Source organism: Streptomyces sp. NPDC051109 (assembly GCF_044455885.1).
GTDB lineage: Bacteria > Actinomycetota > Actinomycetes > Streptomycetales > Streptomycetaceae > Streptomyces.
On record NZ_JBITFF010000001.1, the window covers coordinates 89,301 to 103,514 of the forward strand.

The following is a 14,214-nucleotide window of genomic DNA, read 5'->3' on the forward strand; positions in this document are numbered from 1 at the left end:
AGGGGCCCGAACAAGGGCAAACGACTGTGCCCTCGATCCTACGAAAACGCCCTCTGACCTGTCATGATGGGAACGTCTTCACCCCTGCGCCCCCCGGACGGCCCGTCGGCCTCCGCGACGGCATGGCGCCCCCTCGCCCCTCCCCCGCCTCCCTCCCGCGCCTCCCCGTGCTCTTTCGCGTGCGCGTGAGCCGCTCGGAGGATCACCCAAGGGCGAATACGACATATCACCCCAAAAGGCCACCAGGACGGTACCCCTTGAGCGTCCAAAGTGGCGTGGGGTTAGCATGTGAGCGCCGCCTAGCTCGAAAGATAAACCTGTGACTGTCAATGACGACTCGTTCACCAACTGGAAGAACCGCGAGGAGATCGCGGAGTCGATGATCCCGATCATCGGGAAGCTGCACCGCGAGCAGGACGTGACGATCCTGCTGCACAGCCGCTCCTTGGTGAACAAGTCGGTGGTCAGCATCCTGAAGACGCACCGATTCGCCCGCCAGATAGCCGGCGAGGAGCTCTCCGTCACGGAGACCCTGCCGTTCCTGCAGGCGCTCACCACGCTGGACCTGGGTCCCTCCCAGATCGACATCGGCATGCTCGCCGCCACCTACAAGGCCGACGACCGCGGCCTGTCCGTGGACCGCTTCACCGCCGAGGCCGTCGCCGGGGCCACCGGTGCCAACAAGATCGAGCGCGGCGAGGGCCGCGACGTCGTCCTGTACGGCTTCGGCCGGATCGGCCGCCTCGTCGCCCGCCTCCTGATCGAGAAGGCCGGCTCCGGCAACGGACTGCGCCTGCGTGCCGTCGTCGTCCGCGGTGGCGGCGAGGCGGACCTGGTCAAGCGCGCGTCGCTGCTGCGCCGCGACTCCATCCACGGCCAGTTCCAGGGCACGATCACGGTCGACGAGGCGAGCAGCACGATCGTCGCCAACGGCAACGCGATCAAGGTGATCTACGCCAACGACCCGAGCGAGGTCGACTACACGGCGTACGGCATCAAGGACGCCATCCTCATCGACAACACCGGCAAGTGGCGCGACCGCGAGGGCCTCTCCAAGCACCTGCGCCCCGGTATCGACAAGGTCGTCCTGACCGCTCCCGGCAAGGGCGACGTCCCGAACATCGTGCACGGCGTCAACCACGACACGATCAAGCCGGACGAGCAGATCCTGTCCTGCGCCTCCTGCACCACCAACGCGATCGTCCCGCCGCTGAAGGCCATGGACGACGAGTACGGCGTGCTGCGCGGCCACGTGGAGACCGTCCACTCGTTCACCAACGACCAGAACCTCCTGGACAACTACCACAAGGCCGACCGCCGCGGCCGTTCCGCGCCGCTCAACATGGTCATCACCGAGACCGGTGCCGCCTCGGCCGTCGCCAAGGCGCTGCCGGACCTCAAGGCGCCGATCACGGGCAGCTCGATCCGCGTCCCCGTCCCGGACGTCTCGATCGCGATCCTGAGCCTGCGCCTCGGCCGCGAGACCACGCGCGAGGAGGTCCTCGACTACCTCCGCGACGTCTCGCTGAACTCCCCGCTGAAGCGCCAGATCGACTTCACGACCGCACCCGACGCCGTGTCGATGGACTTCGTGGGCTCGCGCCACTCGTCGATCGTCGACGCCGGCGCCACCAAGGTCGACGGCGACAACGCGATCCTGTACCTCTGGTACGACAACGAGTTCGGCTACTCGTGCCAGGTCATCCGGGTCGTCCAGCACGTCTCCGGCGTCGAGTACCCGACGTACCCGTCCCCGGCGGTCTGACCCGTCGCACCCCCGCGCCACCCGCGGCCCGTTCCACCGCCCACCACGGCGGCGGAGCGGGCCGCGGGCGTGTGCGGGGCGGACCGGGGGCGCCGAAACCCAGGTGTGCGGTGGACAGTCGTGCTGCTACGTTCCCCGTGTGCCGAAGTTGAATCAGATCATCGCAGTGGAGAAGGGCGTCAAGTCCAAGTCTCTCCAGGAACTCACCCAAGCCCATCAGGACGTCCAGAAGCCCGCGTTGCTCTCCGGCATCTCGCGGACGTACCAGCCCAAGGACGAGGAGGGTGAGCAGCTGCCGCCCGAGTCCACGCGGGTGCAGGTCAAGGCCGAGGACGTGCTGCGCGCGACGGCGGGGACGCTGACGCGGCTGTTCGACGTGACGGCGACGAAGGACTGGGCGAACCGCACGGCGGCCGCGGACGTCGTCGTCGACGGCACGGTCCTGCTGCCCCAAGTGCCGGTCCCGTACCTGCTGTTCCTCGAAAAGCAGCTCACCGACCTGCACACGTTCGTACGCAAGCTCCCGGTGCTGGACGCGTCGGAGGCCTGGAACCTCGACCCCTCCACGGACTCGTGGAAGACGGACCCGGTCCGCACCATCCGCACCAAGAAGGTGCCGCGCAACCACGTGAAGGCCGAGGCCACCGAGAAGCACCCGGCACAGGTCGAGGTGTACTACGAGGACGTCCCGGTCGGTTACTGGACGACGGTGAAGTTCTCCGGAGCGCTGCCGGCCCGCCGGGTCAACGAACTCCTCGACCGCGTCGAAAAGCTCCAGCAGGCCGTCAAGTTCGCCCGCGAGGAGGCCAACGGCACCGAGGTCACCGACCAGCGCGTCGGGGATGCGGTGTTCGGCTACCTGTTCCGGTAGCCTCAAGATCGCCCCTTGTGCGAGCGAGGGGGTGCGCGCACAGCGCGCAAAGCTGAAACTGATGTTGAAGCTGACCAAGGGGTGTCAGTTGGGGGTTCGAATCCCTCCCCCGGCACACGTGCCGGGGTGGCCCAAGCCGGCAGAGGCGGCCCCGTGAAACTCAGATTCTCGCTCCAGTCTCAGCATTCGCCGCCGAACGCCGGATCGACCGAGCGCGGACGATCATCGATGGATGGGGGTTCAAGTCCCCTCTGCGCCTCTCTCGTGGCGCGGTAGTTCAAAGGCAGAACACGTCGATCTCAGAATGATCCGCGACTCTTAAACGCCGCCGGTGTGCGCAATTGGGTGGCAAGCTGGAGCCCGGGAGCTGGATATGCTCCCGGGCCCCGTCACGTTCCCCGCCGGATGCTACGCGTACGGGTCGAAGGTGATCGGGGGCTTCGAGGCGTTCAGCGCGTCGTTGAAGCGACCATCGGTGATCTTGATGGTGGCCGAGCCGAAGTCGGCGTTCATGAGCTTGTCGCGCAGGCCCGCCGGGTAGCCGTTCCAGCCGACGAGGCGCGGGTAGAACCAGTTGCCGGTGTGGTTCTCGGCAGGCTCGTCGTTGCCGTTGGCCAGCCGGTAGAAGTGCGTCGAGGCGCCGTCCTTGTGGTAGACGACCTTGGCATGGGTCCCGTCGAAACGGACCTGCGAGCGCGGGTACCACTTCCAGCCGCTGTGCTGCGAAGTCGACACGTACTGGACCACGTTGTCCTTGATCCAGACCACCACGTGCTCGAAGTCGTGCCGGTGTCCGATGGCCAGCGGGCCGAGCGTGGCCTGGTCCTTCTCGAAGTAGCCCGCGTACATGACGGCGCACCAGCCGTTGTTGCACTTCGCGCGGGAGTACGTGTTGGAGTTCTGCAGCTGCACGAGGTCACGGCAGTGGCCGTTCACCGCTCCCCCGGGCTTGAGTCCGGGGTTGAGCACGCCGCTGCTGCTGATCGCCGCGGTGGCGTAGCAGCCGTCCCCGTCGTAGTCGAAGGCGGGCGAGAAGGTCTGTTCGAGGCCGTCCGCGTTCTGCGGCAGGGCCGGTATCACGTCGGCGACGGCGACGGCCGGAAGGGCCATCACGAGCGCCGCGGCCCCGAGCCCGGCGGTGGTCGCGGTCCGACGGAATCCGGCCCACCGCCGCCTCCGGCGGGAGGCCCCGGCCCCGGCGTCCTCGTTCATCGTCCTCGTCGGCGACAGCAGGCTGCGCACATCATCTCCTGACCTGTACATGTAGATCCGGCGTCGAGGCGAACGCTAGCGGGGCAGCGTGCAAGTCCGGGTCGAGTCAGGCGAATTCCAGGTGTACGACGACGTGCTCCGACGGGACGTGCCCCGACGGGATGTGCCCCGATCAGCCTCCGATGCGGTCCAGCATCGCGCGGCGCCAGCGCTCCGTTTCGGCGATCTGGTTGAACGTGAACAGGTGCAGACCGGCCACCGCCGCGCCGGGCGCTCCGAGCGCGGGGGCGCTGCGGCGCAGCAGCCGTTCCGGGGAGTAGCCGCCGGGCGCAGCGAAGCGCAGGAACCAAGAGGGGTGCCGGGTCAGGAACTTGGCCGATTCCCCCACCCCGATCTTCGTGGCCGTGGCCAGCAGCTTCGCGCGCTCGACGGGGCCGGCGACCCCGACGTGCACGGGCAGCACGATCTGCCGGCTCCGTACCTGCCCGAGCCACTGACGCAGGGTCGCCGGGTCGAAGCACAGGTTGCTGACGATGTACGTCGCGTGCGGCTGCTTGTCCCACATCGCCCGCGCAGCGACCTCGTCGTCGATGAGGGGATGGGTCTCCGGGTAGCCGGTGATGCCGACGTGCGCGAACGGGCTGCCCAGCTCGCCGAGGCGGCGCAGTACGGGCAGGGCCGCGTCGTACGGACCGGCCGGCGGGTCGGCGTCGCCCGCGGGTACGAAGACGTCCTCGATGCCGGCGGCGACCAGCCGGTCCACGACGTCCGCGAGGTGGCCGGCGTCGGTGATCTGCCGGGCCGGGAGGTGCGGGACGACCCGGTAGCCGTGCCCGGCCAGGCGGGTGGCCAGGTCCAGGGTCGGGCCGATGCCCTTGGCCGGGGAGGCGGTGACGGTGACCGGCACGTCGGCCGGGACGTGCGCCAGGACCTTGTCCTCGGTGGCCTTCGCCGGCAGGACCTCGTAGCGGACCCTGCGCAGGAGCTCCGCGAGACCGCCTCCGGTGACCGGGGCCTGCGCGGGGCGTTCGGGATACGGCGTGGGCCGGGCGGACATGCCGCTCCTCCTCGGTGGCGGTGGTGCCGCATCGGCGGCTTTTCTCGGCCCCCATCATGCCGGGTGCGGAAATGCACTCGTTCGCCGCGTACGGAAGGCCGCAGGCTTGGACCATGGAACACCTCGCCGCACTGACCGCGGAGCTCCTCGAAACGGACCGCACGGCGGGAGCGCGCCGGGCCGCCCCGGCGGCGCTGCGGGCCGTGGCCTCCGTCACCTCCGTCGCCGCCGCGGGCCGAACCCCGCTCCGGAGCGCCTCCACGGCCGAACGGTCGGCGCTGATGGAGCTCTTACAGGTCGCCGCCTGGATCCTCTTCGACGCCGAGCGGCACGGGATCTCGCAGCGGCTCAGCCGCCGGGCGCTCGCCCTGGCCCGCACCCTCCCCGAGGAGGCCCGCTCCGTCGAGCTGCTCGTCCTGTCCGTGCTGTGCCTGCAGGAGGAGCACCTCGGGCGCCCCGCCGCATCGCTGCGCATCTCCTCGTCGGTCCTGGCCGGCCGGGACCTCCCGGCGCGCGTGGCCGCCATCTTCCACGTACGGGAAGCCCGCGCACTCGCCCGGATCGGGCACGGCCGCCGTGCGCTGCGGTCCCTCGCCACGGCCCGGGAACTCCTGGCGGACGGGCCCTGCGAGCGCGATCCGTCCTGGACCTGGTGGTTCGACCGGTCGGAACTCGACGGTCACCACGGTCTGGCCCTCGCCGACCTGGGGGATCCCGACGGCGCCGCGTCCCTCCTCCACGAAGCGGCGGCCGCGGGTGGCGCACCCGCCTACCGGTCGCTGTTCTCCACCGAGCTGGCCTCCGTACTCGCCCGGGCCGGCGCTTGGCGCGAGACGGAAGCGCGGCTGTCCGGGCTGGTCGAGTCCGTCCCGGACATCGGCTCCGTCCGGGCCCTGAACGCCCTGGCGCGCACGACCCTCAGCATCGAACGCGGCGCCCGCGTCCCCCGCGCCCTGCGGGACACCGGCGGGCACCTCGCCGCGAGCCTCCGGAAGGAGACCGGCCTTGCGCACCCCGCCTTCCGGGCGTTCCGGCGGCCGTGAGATGGTCGCCCCGGCTCCGCGACGGGGCCGCGCGCGAGGAGGGCAGTGTGACCGGCACCGGCAGTACATCCACCGGACGGGTACTGGTGGCGGACGACGACGCCGCCATCCGCCGCTCCCTGGAGCGCGGGCTGCGGCTGAGCGGCTTCACCGTCCTGCTCGCCGAGGACGGGCCCGCCGCACTCGCCCTGCTCGCCGACCAGAGCCCGGACGTCCTCGTACTGGACGTCTCGATGCCCGGCCTGACCGGCACCGAGGTCTGCCGCGGCCTGCGCGCCCGCGGTGACGAGACTCCCGTCCTGATGCTCTCGGCCCTCGACGAGGTCGCGGACCGGATCGCCGGACTGCAGGCCGGGGCCGACGACTACCTGGTCAAACCGTTCGCCCTGGAGGAGCTCGTCCTGCGCCTGCACGCCCTGCTGCGGCGGCGCCCGACCCCCGATCCCGCCTCGGACGTACTGCGCGCGGGTCCGCTCGTGATCGACGAGGCCCGCCGCCAGGTGCTCCACGAGCAGGCCGAACTGCACCTCACCCGGCGCGAGTTCGAGCTCCTGCTCCAGCTGGTGCGCAATGCCGGGATCGTCCTCACCCGGGACCAGCTGCTGGACCGGGTGTGGGGGTACGACTTCGAGGTCCGCAGCGACGCCGTCGACACCTTCGTGAGCTATCTGCGCCGCAAGCTGGAGGAGGGCGGGCGCCCGCGCCTGATCCACACCGTGCGCGGCGTCGGCTTCGTCCTGCGCGTCCCCGGGGCCCGGGAGGGCGGGCCGTGAAGCTCGCCACCCGCATCGCCCTCTCGGTGACGGTGGTGGTGCCCCTGCTCGTGCTCGCAGCCGGCCTGCTGGTGCTCGGACTGGTCAGCCGCGATCTCCACCAGCAGCAGGACACCCGGCTCCAGGACCGGGCCTCCGCGGTCCTCCCCGACGTCAAGACGCTCCTCGCGGCCGACCGCAACGGGAAGCCGAAGGTGGAGCAGAACCAGCACCGCAAGGTCCTCGGTGACGTGCTCGACGCCGGCCTGCGCGTCCGTACCGCGGAAGGTGCCGTCGTCCTGGAGGGCGGCCCGCAGCCCGCCGACCCGGTGCGGCTGCCGGAGCGGACCCCGGACGGACCGGTCACGGTCCGGGCCAAGGGGCGCGCCTGGCGGGTGCTGACCGTCCCGGTGGCAGGTCCCGCGCCGGGCACGCTGTGGCTGTTCACCCCGGCCTCGGCCGCCGACCCGCAGGTCGTCGCCGTACGCCGCCGGGTCCTGCTGGTGGCCCTGCTGGCTGCGCCGGTCGCCGGTCTGCTCGCGTACGGGCTGGCCGGCCGCGCCACCGCCTCCGTACGCAGGCTGAGCCGCCGGGCCGCCGAACTCGACCCGGGCGCAGGTGCGGCCGCCTTCGCCAGCGCGCCCGTGAACATCGCCGAGGTGGACGAACTGTCCTTGGCCATCGGCCAGTTGCTGGCCCGGTACGAGGAGCAGGCCGCCCGCACGGCGCAGGCGCTGGACACCGCGCGCTCGTTCTCCGCCGCCGCTTCGCACGAGCTGCGCACCCCGCTGATGAGCATGCGGACCGACCTGGACGTCCTGGCCGCCCATCCCGACCTCTCCCCCGCCGAACGGGCCGAGATCGTACGGGACTTGCAGCGCGACCACGCCCGCCTGCTGGACCTGCTCACGGCCCTGCGGATGCTCGCCCGGGGCGATCTGGTGGAGGTGTCCGCGTTCGCCTCCCTCGACCTGTCCGAGCTGGTGGACACCGTGGTCGGCGAGAGCGCCCGCCGCCATCCCGAGGCGCGGCTGGACGCGGAGCTCCCCGCGGAGCTGAGGGTGTTCGGATGGGATGCGGGGCTGGCCATCCTGCTCGCCAACCTGCTGGGCAACGCGGCGGTGCACGGCCACATGCCGGATGAGCCGGCCAGGATCACGGTACGGCTGCACGCCGAGGGCGGGCACGCGGTGCTCACCGTGGACGACGCCGGGCCCGGCATCGCGCCCGGCGAACGGGAGGCCGTCTTCCGGCGGTTCCACCACCGCCCCGGCAGCCCCGGTTCCGGGCTCGGGCTGACGCTCGTCGCCCAGCAGGTCGCGCTGCACCGGGGCACGGTCGAGATCGGGACGCCGCCCGGAGGTGCGGGCACCCGCTTCGAGGTGCGCCTGCCGCTGTCGGCGGCCGACGCCCCGACCCTGCGGCTGCCGAAGCGGCGCGACTGGATCTCCCGGGGCGACTACCGGGTCTCCCGGGGCGACTGACGGCGCCGGACTGCGGTCCCCGTGGACTCACAAAGTTTCCACAAAGACACCCCCTACCGTCCTGACGGGTCGGCCGCCAGTGAGCCGGCCCGTGAGCACCGAAGGGGAAACAGCCATGCTCCCGAACCGTAGGACCGCCGCCGCCGCGATCGGCGCCCTCGCGCTGGCCGGCGCCCTGATCTCCGCCGCCCCCGCGCAGGCCGACTCGGCGAGCCCGGCACCCGCCGCGCCGAAGACGGCCAAGTCCGCTCCGAAGGGCGACGGCGCCAAGGCGATCTGCAAGCGCCTGCCCAAGACGGAGACCCGTCTCAGCACGGCCATCAACCGGCTCAAGGGCGATGCCACCGTCCTCGGTTCCGTCGCACGCCTGGAGCAGCGCGTCGCGAACGCCCAGACCGCCGGCCACACGGAGGTCCACACCTACCTGAACGACCGCCTGACCTTCCGCAAGAGCCTGCTGCCCACCCTCCAGAAGCGGCAGGACGACCTGAAGGCCGTCAGCACCTGGTGTTCCGCGCAGGAGTCCAAGTGACCCGGGTGACCGCGCCCCGCCGCGCCGCCGCGGCGCTCGTCACCCTGGCCGCGGCGACGGCGCTGCTGCTCACCGGCTGCTCTCCCGGCGCGACCGCCAAGCCCGGCGGCACCCAGTCCGTGAGCGGCGCCGACGAGTCCACGGTCAAGGACATGCAGCAGGAGCTGGACGACGCCGAGAGCGCGGCCGCCCAGGCGGACTCCGACGCCACCCAGAACAACTGACCCACCCGGCGCACGCCCCGGCCCGCCCCCGACCCCCGGGGGCGGGCCGACCCGTGTCAGGGCCGCTTGCCCCGCAGGAACCGGCGCAAGCGGGTCCACGGCCAGGTGTTGATGACGTCGTCCCCGGTCAGCCAGCCGCGCTGCGCCGTGCCCACCCCGTAGCGCAGGTACGGCAGGTGCGTGGTGGCGTGCGCGTCCGAGTTCACCGCGAACTTCACCCCGTGGCGCTTCGCCCGCAGGATGTCCTCGTCGCCGAGGTCGAGCCGTTCCGGATGCGCGTTGATCTCCAGGGCGGTACCCGTCCGCGCGCAGGCCTCGAACACGGCGTCGAAGTCGGCGTCCACGCCCGGACGCCGGCCGATCCGCCGGGTGGTGGGGTGGCCGATCACGCAGACGTACGGGTTCTCGCAGGCCCGGATGAAGCGCCGGGTCATGGCGGACCGGCTCTGGCCGAAGTGGGAGTGCACGGAGGCCACGCACAGGTCGAAGCCGGCGAGGAAGGAGTCGGGCCAGTCCAGGCCGCCGTCCGGGCCGATGTTGAGTTCGGTGCCGTGCAGCAGCCGCATCCCGCGCACCGTGCGGTCCAGGGCCCGTACCTGCTCGCGCTGCGCCAGCATCTTCTCCTCGGTCATGCGCTGCATGGCGAGGTCCGGCGCGTGGTCGGTGACGGCGTAGTACGCGTAGCCGCGCGCGGCAGCGGCGGCCACCATGTCCTCCAGCGAGGCGAGCCCGTCGGTGAGGTCGGTGTGGGTGTGCAGGTCGCCCCGGATGTCGCCCTCCGCCACGAGGGCGGGCAGTTCACCCCGCAGCCCCGCCGCGACCTCCCCGCGGTCCTCGCGCAGCGTCGGCGGGATCCAGGGCAGGCCGAGCCGGCCGTATACCTCCTCCTCCGTCTCCGAGGCGAGGCTCTTGCCGCTCTCCGCGTCGAAGAGCCCGTACTCGGAGAGCTTGAGCCCCTGGCGCACCGCCAGGGCGCGGGTGCGGATGTTGTGCGCCTTCGATCCGGTGAAGTACTGCAGGCCCGCTCCCCAGGAGGCGGGCGGCAGGACGCGCAGGTCGACCTGGAGGCCGGTGCCCGTGCGGACGGAGGTCTTCTTCGCGCCGTGCGCGATGACGTCGGCCACGAGCGGGAGGCCGGCGAGGGCCGACATGAACGGCGCGGAGGTGTCGGCCGCCACCAGGATGTCGATGTCGCCGATGGTCTCGCGCATCCGGCGCAGCGAGCCCGCGTACGTGCACCGCACGCACCCCGGGATCCGCTCCATCTCGGCGACGATCTGCTCGGCGATGTCCATCGCGGCGCCGAGCAGGATGCGGCCGTCGGCGTTCCGGAGTACGGAGATTCCGTGCAGGATGTTCTGCTCGGTCTGCTCTCCGAAGCCCTTCAGGTCGCGCAGCCGCTCCTTGCGGATGGCGTCCTCCAGCTGCTCGACGGAGGAGACGCCCAGCTCCTCGTACAGGATCAGGGCTTTGCGGGGTCCGAGCCCGGGGATCGCGGTCAGTGCCCGCACCCCGGCCGGGACGGCGGCCCTGCGCGCCTCGATGTCCGGGACGTGCCCGGTGCTCAGGTACTCGACGACCTTCTCGGCGATCGACCTGCCCACGTTCGGTATCTCCCGCAGGCCCTTGACGTCGAGCTGTGCGACGTCGGCCGGGTGGCCGCCGATGGCACGGGCGGCCTTCTCGTACGCGCGCGCCTTGAAGGCGTCGCCTCCGCTGATCGAGATGAGGTCGGCGTACTCCTGCAGCAGCGCCTCGACCTTCTCGTTGGCCCTGGCCATGCCTCCAGGGTGCCTCTTGTACCGGGGTCCGTCTCGGCGGACCGGGACCGGGCTCGGACCCGGGCTCTGGCACCGCCCGGCGAGAAGAGTAGAGGATTGTTCACTTTCCATTGACAGGGCGGGCGCCGCGGGCCAACAGTGTGCCGTCAGCGCCCGCGCACGCCCCGACCGAAGTGAGCCCGTATGACAGCGTCCATACCCGCGTTCCCCGCCGATTTCCTCTGGGGCGTCTCCGCCTCGGCGTTCCAGATCGAGGGCTCGCCCACCGCCGACGGCCGGGGTCCCTCCTCCTGGGACGCGTTCACCAAGGAGCCCGGGCGCATCAAGGACGGCTCGCACGCGGACGTGGCCACCGACCACTACCGCCGCTACCGCGAGGACGTCGCCCTGATGGCCGGACTCGGCGTGGGCGCCTACCGGTTCTCGGTGTCCTGGTCCCGGGTCCTGCCGGACGGCCACGGGCAGGTCAACCGCAAGGGGCTGGACTTCTACGACCGCCTGGTCGACGCGCTGTGCACCGCCGGCATCGCCCCGGTGCCCACGCTGTTCCACTGGGACACCCCGCTCGGCCTGGAGGAGAAGGGCGGCTGGCTCGACCGCGACACCGCCGAGCGGTTCGCCGCGTACGCCTCCGTCGTCGCGGAGCGGCTCGCCGACCGCGTCCCGATGTGGATCACCATCAACGAGCCCGCGGAGGTCACCCTCCTGGGCTACGGCCTCGGCGAGCACGCCCCCGGCAGGAATCTCGTCTTCGACGCCCTGCCCGCGGCCCACCACCAGTTGCTGGCCCACGGCCTGGGCGTGCAGGCGCTGCGGGCCGCGGGCGCCCGCCGGATCGGCATCGCCGCCTCGCACAGCCCGGTGTGGCCGGCGAGCGACGGCGCGGAGGACCGCGGCGCCGCCGAGTTGTACGACATGCTCACGAACCGGCTCTTCGCCGACCCCATCCTGACCGGCGCCTATCCCGACGAGGGCCTGGCCTCGCTGCTGCCCGGACCGGTGGCCGAGGACCTGGAGGTGATCTCGGCCCCGCTGGACTGGTACGGGATCAACTACTACAACCCGATGCTCGTCGGTGCCCCGCGACCGGCCGCCGCCGCGTCCGAGTTCGGCGGCATCGAGATCCCCGCCGACCTCCCCTTCTCCGTCCGGCCGATCGAGGGGTACCCCCACACCGACTTCGGCTGGCCGGTGGTCCCCGACGGATTGAGGGAGCTGCTCGTCTCCCTGCGCGAGCGCTACGGCGAGCGCCTGCCCCCGCTGTACATCACCGAGAACGGCTGCTCGTACGCGGACGGCCCCGATCCCGTGACGGGGCGGATCGCCGACACCCGCCGGATCGCGTACCACGCGGGCCATCTGGCCGCCCTGCACCGGGCGATGGCGGACGGAGTCGACGTCCGGGGGTACTTCATCTGGTCCATCCTCGACAACTTCGAGTGGGCGGAGGGGTTTCGGCAGCGGTTCGGGCTGGTCCACGTCGACTACGAGACGCTGGAGCGGAGCCCGAAGGAGTCGTACGCCTGGTACCGCGACGTGATCAAGGGCGGCAGATGACCGTCGGGGGGACGGCGTCGAGGACCGCCGGCCCGGCCGATCCCGCGGGCCCGGTCGGCGGGCGGTGGGTGAGCGCCCTGTCCCTCGCCAACCTCGGGGTCTGGGTCGGCTGGTTCGGCCCGCTCCAACTGCTCCTGGCCCGCCAGGCGGAGCAGCTCACCCCGGACCACAAGGCGGCCACCCTCGCCCTGGTGACGGGGGTGGGGGCGGCCGTCTCCATGGTCGCCAACCCGGTCTTCGGAGCCCTGTCGGACCGTACGACGGCCTCGGTGGGCCGGCGGATCCCCTGGGTGGTGGCGGGGGTCGCGGGCGGGGCGGCCGGACTGCTCGTCCTCGCACGGGCTTCGAGCGTCGCCCTGGTGATGGCGGGCTGGTGCCTGGTCCAACTCGCCCTCAACGCGGCCTTCGCCGCCCTCACCGCCGCCGTGCCCGACCAGGTCCCGCCGCGCCGGCGGGGGCTGGTCGGCGGCTGGCTCGGGGTCTCGCAGGTCGGCGGCATCCTGGTCGGCACCGCGCTGGCCACGCTGGCGGGCGGCATCGCCGCCGGATACCTCGCCTGCGCCGCCTTCTCGGTGCTCGCGGCCGTCCCGTACGTGGTGATGCGGCGCGACGCACGGCTGTTGCCCGCCGCCCGGCCCGCGTTCCATTGGCGGACCTTCGCCACCGGCTTCTGGATCGACCCGAGGCGCCATCCCGACTTCGGCTGGGCCTGGTTGACGCGGTTCCTGATGAACCTGTCGTACTCCGTCAGCACGATGTACCTGCTGTACTACCTGACCGACGCGGTGCACTACGGGGGCGACGCCGACACCGGCGTACTGGTCCTGACGGCGCTCAACGCGCTCACCCTGCTGGCCACGGTGGTGGTCGGCGGTGTCCGCTCCGACCGTACGGGGCGCCGGAAGGTCTACGTCATCGGCGCGGGGCTGGTCATCTCGGCGGCCACCCTGCTGCTCGCCGTCTGGCAGACCTGGACCGGGGCGATCGTCGCCTCGCTGGTCCTGGGGGTCGGGTTCGGCGTCTACACGTCGGTGGACTTCGCCCTGCTGACGGACGTGCTGCCGACGGCGGAGGACCGCGGCCGGGACCTCGGCGTCATCAACATCGCCAACGCGCTGCCCCAGGTACTGGCTCCGGTGATCGCCGCGCCGGTGGTCACGCACTTCGGCGGGTACACGGCGCTGTACGCACTCGCGGGCGCTCTGGCCCTGGCGGGATCGGTGCTGGTCCGCCGTATCCGCGGGGTTCCGTAGGCCTGACGGGAACCCCGTGGGACCTGCCGCAACGCCGTGGAACCGGGCACGCCCGCGGTGTCACCGGAAGGACCGGCAGACACCGCGGGCGCGACGGATCAGGCGTTGATGCAGGTGTTCCCGGCGGTCGGGTTCAGCACCCCGATGATGTTGACGCTGTTGCCGCAGATGTTGATCGGGATGTGGATCGGCACCTGGACGACGTTGCCCGAGAGGATGCCCGGCGAGCCGATGGCGTAGCCCTCGGCCTTGGCGTCGGCGGAGGCGCTGCCGATCCCGCCGAGCGTCGCACCGAGCAGACAGGCCGCAACGGCCAGGGTACGGATCTTCATGTGGGTCTCCCATCGCATGAGGGTGTGCGGGGGCCATCCCATACCAGCCCGGCCCGAACCCGGCCGATTCACCCGGACGTGGGCCCTGTCTGCGGTGCGCGACCGCCGTTCGGAAGGCGATCCGGAGGATTTCGGAAAGTGAATTTTTCCGGAAAGGGCAATCTCCCGAGCCCTCTGGAGCGTATGCCCCTGTGGAAGCCTCTCCAGGAGACGACTCATGGAGGAAGACTCATGGCGATCTTCACCCACCTCGTTCCCGCAAAGCACCGCCGTCGCGGAAAGAGGAACATGACCTCGGAACACAACGACAACACCGGCCGGCGCCGTCACCGTCGCCGCCACTGCACCCAC

13 protein-coding genes are annotated in these 14,214 nt (G+C 71.6%); 9 read left to right on the plus strand and 4 right to left on the minus strand.

What is annotated here, in order from left to right:
* The first annotated feature begins 319 nt into the window (after nucleotides 1-319).
* Nucleotides 320-1,765 (plus strand): glyceraldehyde-3-phosphate dehydrogenase, encoded by a 1,446-nt coding sequence (locus ACIBAD_RS00385; protein ID WP_134067962.1) that lies wholly within the window; start codon nucleotides 320-322, stop codon nucleotides 1,763-1,765.
* A gap of 139 nt (nucleotides 1,766-1,904) precedes the next feature.
* The gene (locus ACIBAD_RS00390) at nucleotides 1,905-2,636 is read left to right on the plus strand and encodes a hypothetical protein (RefSeq protein ID WP_134067963.1); all 732 of its coding nucleotides are present in this window, start codon (nucleotides 1,905-1,907) and stop codon (nucleotides 2,634-2,636) included.
* A 408-nt stretch (nucleotides 2,637-3,044) separates the two neighbouring features.
* Here ACIBAD_RS00390 and ACIBAD_RS00395 read toward each other — a convergent pair whose 3' ends face one another.
* Both ACIBAD_RS00395 and ACIBAD_RS00400 read right to left on the minus strand, forming a co-directional pair.
* On the minus strand, nucleotides 3,045-3,746 hold the full coding sequence (locus ACIBAD_RS00395; protein WP_398903942.1) for an NPP1 family protein: 702 nt from the start codon (nucleotides 3,744-3,746) through the stop codon (nucleotides 3,045-3,047).
* A 274-nt stretch (nucleotides 3,747-4,020) separates the two neighbouring features.
* Complete coding sequence (locus ACIBAD_RS00400; protein ID WP_134067964.1) at nucleotides 4,021-4,905, minus strand: methylenetetrahydrofolate reductase; 885 nt, start codon at nucleotides 4,903-4,905, stop codon at nucleotides 4,021-4,023.
* Between the two features lie 113 nt (nucleotides 4,906-5,018).
* On the opposite strand from ACIBAD_RS00400, the gene ACIBAD_RS00405 reads away from it, so the two are divergent.
* From ACIBAD_RS00405 to ACIBAD_RS00425, 5 genes are all read left to right on the plus strand, one after another.
* A complete protein-coding gene (locus tag ACIBAD_RS00405) occupies nucleotides 5,019-5,948 on the plus strand; it encodes a DNA-binding protein (protein WP_398903330.1) in 930 nt (309 codons plus the stop codon).
* Nucleotides 5,949-5,995: 47 nt separating this feature from the next.
* Nucleotides 5,996-6,721, plus strand: coding sequence for a response regulator transcription factor (locus ACIBAD_RS00410; RefSeq protein WP_134067966.1), 726 nt, complete (start codon nucleotides 5,996-5,998; stop codon nucleotides 6,719-6,721).
* Nucleotides 6,718-8,184: a sensor histidine kinase gene (locus ACIBAD_RS00415; protein WP_398903332.1), complete on the plus strand. Its 1,467-nt coding sequence runs from the start codon at nucleotides 6,718-6,720 to the stop codon at nucleotides 8,182-8,184. Before ACIBAD_RS00410 ends, ACIBAD_RS00415 begins: the two co-directional genes overlap by 4 nt.
* A 115-nt stretch (nucleotides 8,185-8,299) precedes the next feature.
* Nucleotides 8,300-8,716 (plus strand): hypothetical protein, encoded by a 417-nt coding sequence (locus ACIBAD_RS00420; protein ID WP_398903334.1) that lies wholly within the window; start codon nucleotides 8,300-8,302, stop codon nucleotides 8,714-8,716.
* The gene (locus ACIBAD_RS00425; RefSeq protein ID WP_398903336.1) at nucleotides 8,713-8,940 is read left to right on the plus strand and encodes a hypothetical protein; all 228 of its coding nucleotides are present in this window, start codon (nucleotides 8,713-8,715) and stop codon (nucleotides 8,938-8,940) included. The genes ACIBAD_RS00420 and ACIBAD_RS00425 overlap by 4 nt, the downstream gene beginning before the upstream one ends.
* Nucleotides 8,941-8,996: 56 nt before the next feature.
* On the opposite strand, the gene polX is transcribed toward ACIBAD_RS00425, so the two are convergent.
* Nucleotides 8,997-10,721 carry a DNA polymerase/3'-5' exonuclease PolX gene (gene polX / locus ACIBAD_RS00430; RefSeq protein WP_398903339.1) on the minus strand — a complete coding sequence of 575 codons (1,725 nt, stop codon included), beginning with the start codon at nucleotides 10,719-10,721 and terminating at the stop codon, nucleotides 8,997-8,999.
* A 183-nt stretch (nucleotides 10,722-10,904) separates the two neighbouring features.
* Here polX and ACIBAD_RS00435 point away from each other — a divergent pair, with 183 nt between their 5' ends.
* Both ACIBAD_RS00435 and ACIBAD_RS00440 read left to right on the plus strand, forming a co-directional pair.
* Complete coding sequence (locus ACIBAD_RS00435; protein ID WP_398903341.1) at nucleotides 10,905-12,278, plus strand: GH1 family beta-glucosidase; 1,374 nt, start codon at nucleotides 10,905-10,907, stop codon at nucleotides 12,276-12,278.
* Entirely contained in the window at nucleotides 12,275-13,531 is a 1,257-nt protein-coding gene (locus ACIBAD_RS00440; RefSeq protein ID WP_398903343.1) for an MFS transporter, read from the plus strand. Before ACIBAD_RS00435 ends, ACIBAD_RS00440 begins: the two co-directional genes overlap by 4 nt.
* A gap of 98 nt (nucleotides 13,532-13,629) precedes the next feature.
* Here ACIBAD_RS00440 and ACIBAD_RS00445 read toward each other — a convergent pair whose 3' ends face one another.
* Complete coding sequence (locus ACIBAD_RS00445) at nucleotides 13,630-13,863, minus strand: chaplin (RefSeq protein ID WP_398903345.1); 234 nt, start codon at nucleotides 13,861-13,863, stop codon at nucleotides 13,630-13,632.
* Nucleotides 13,864-14,214: the final 351 nt, after the last annotated feature.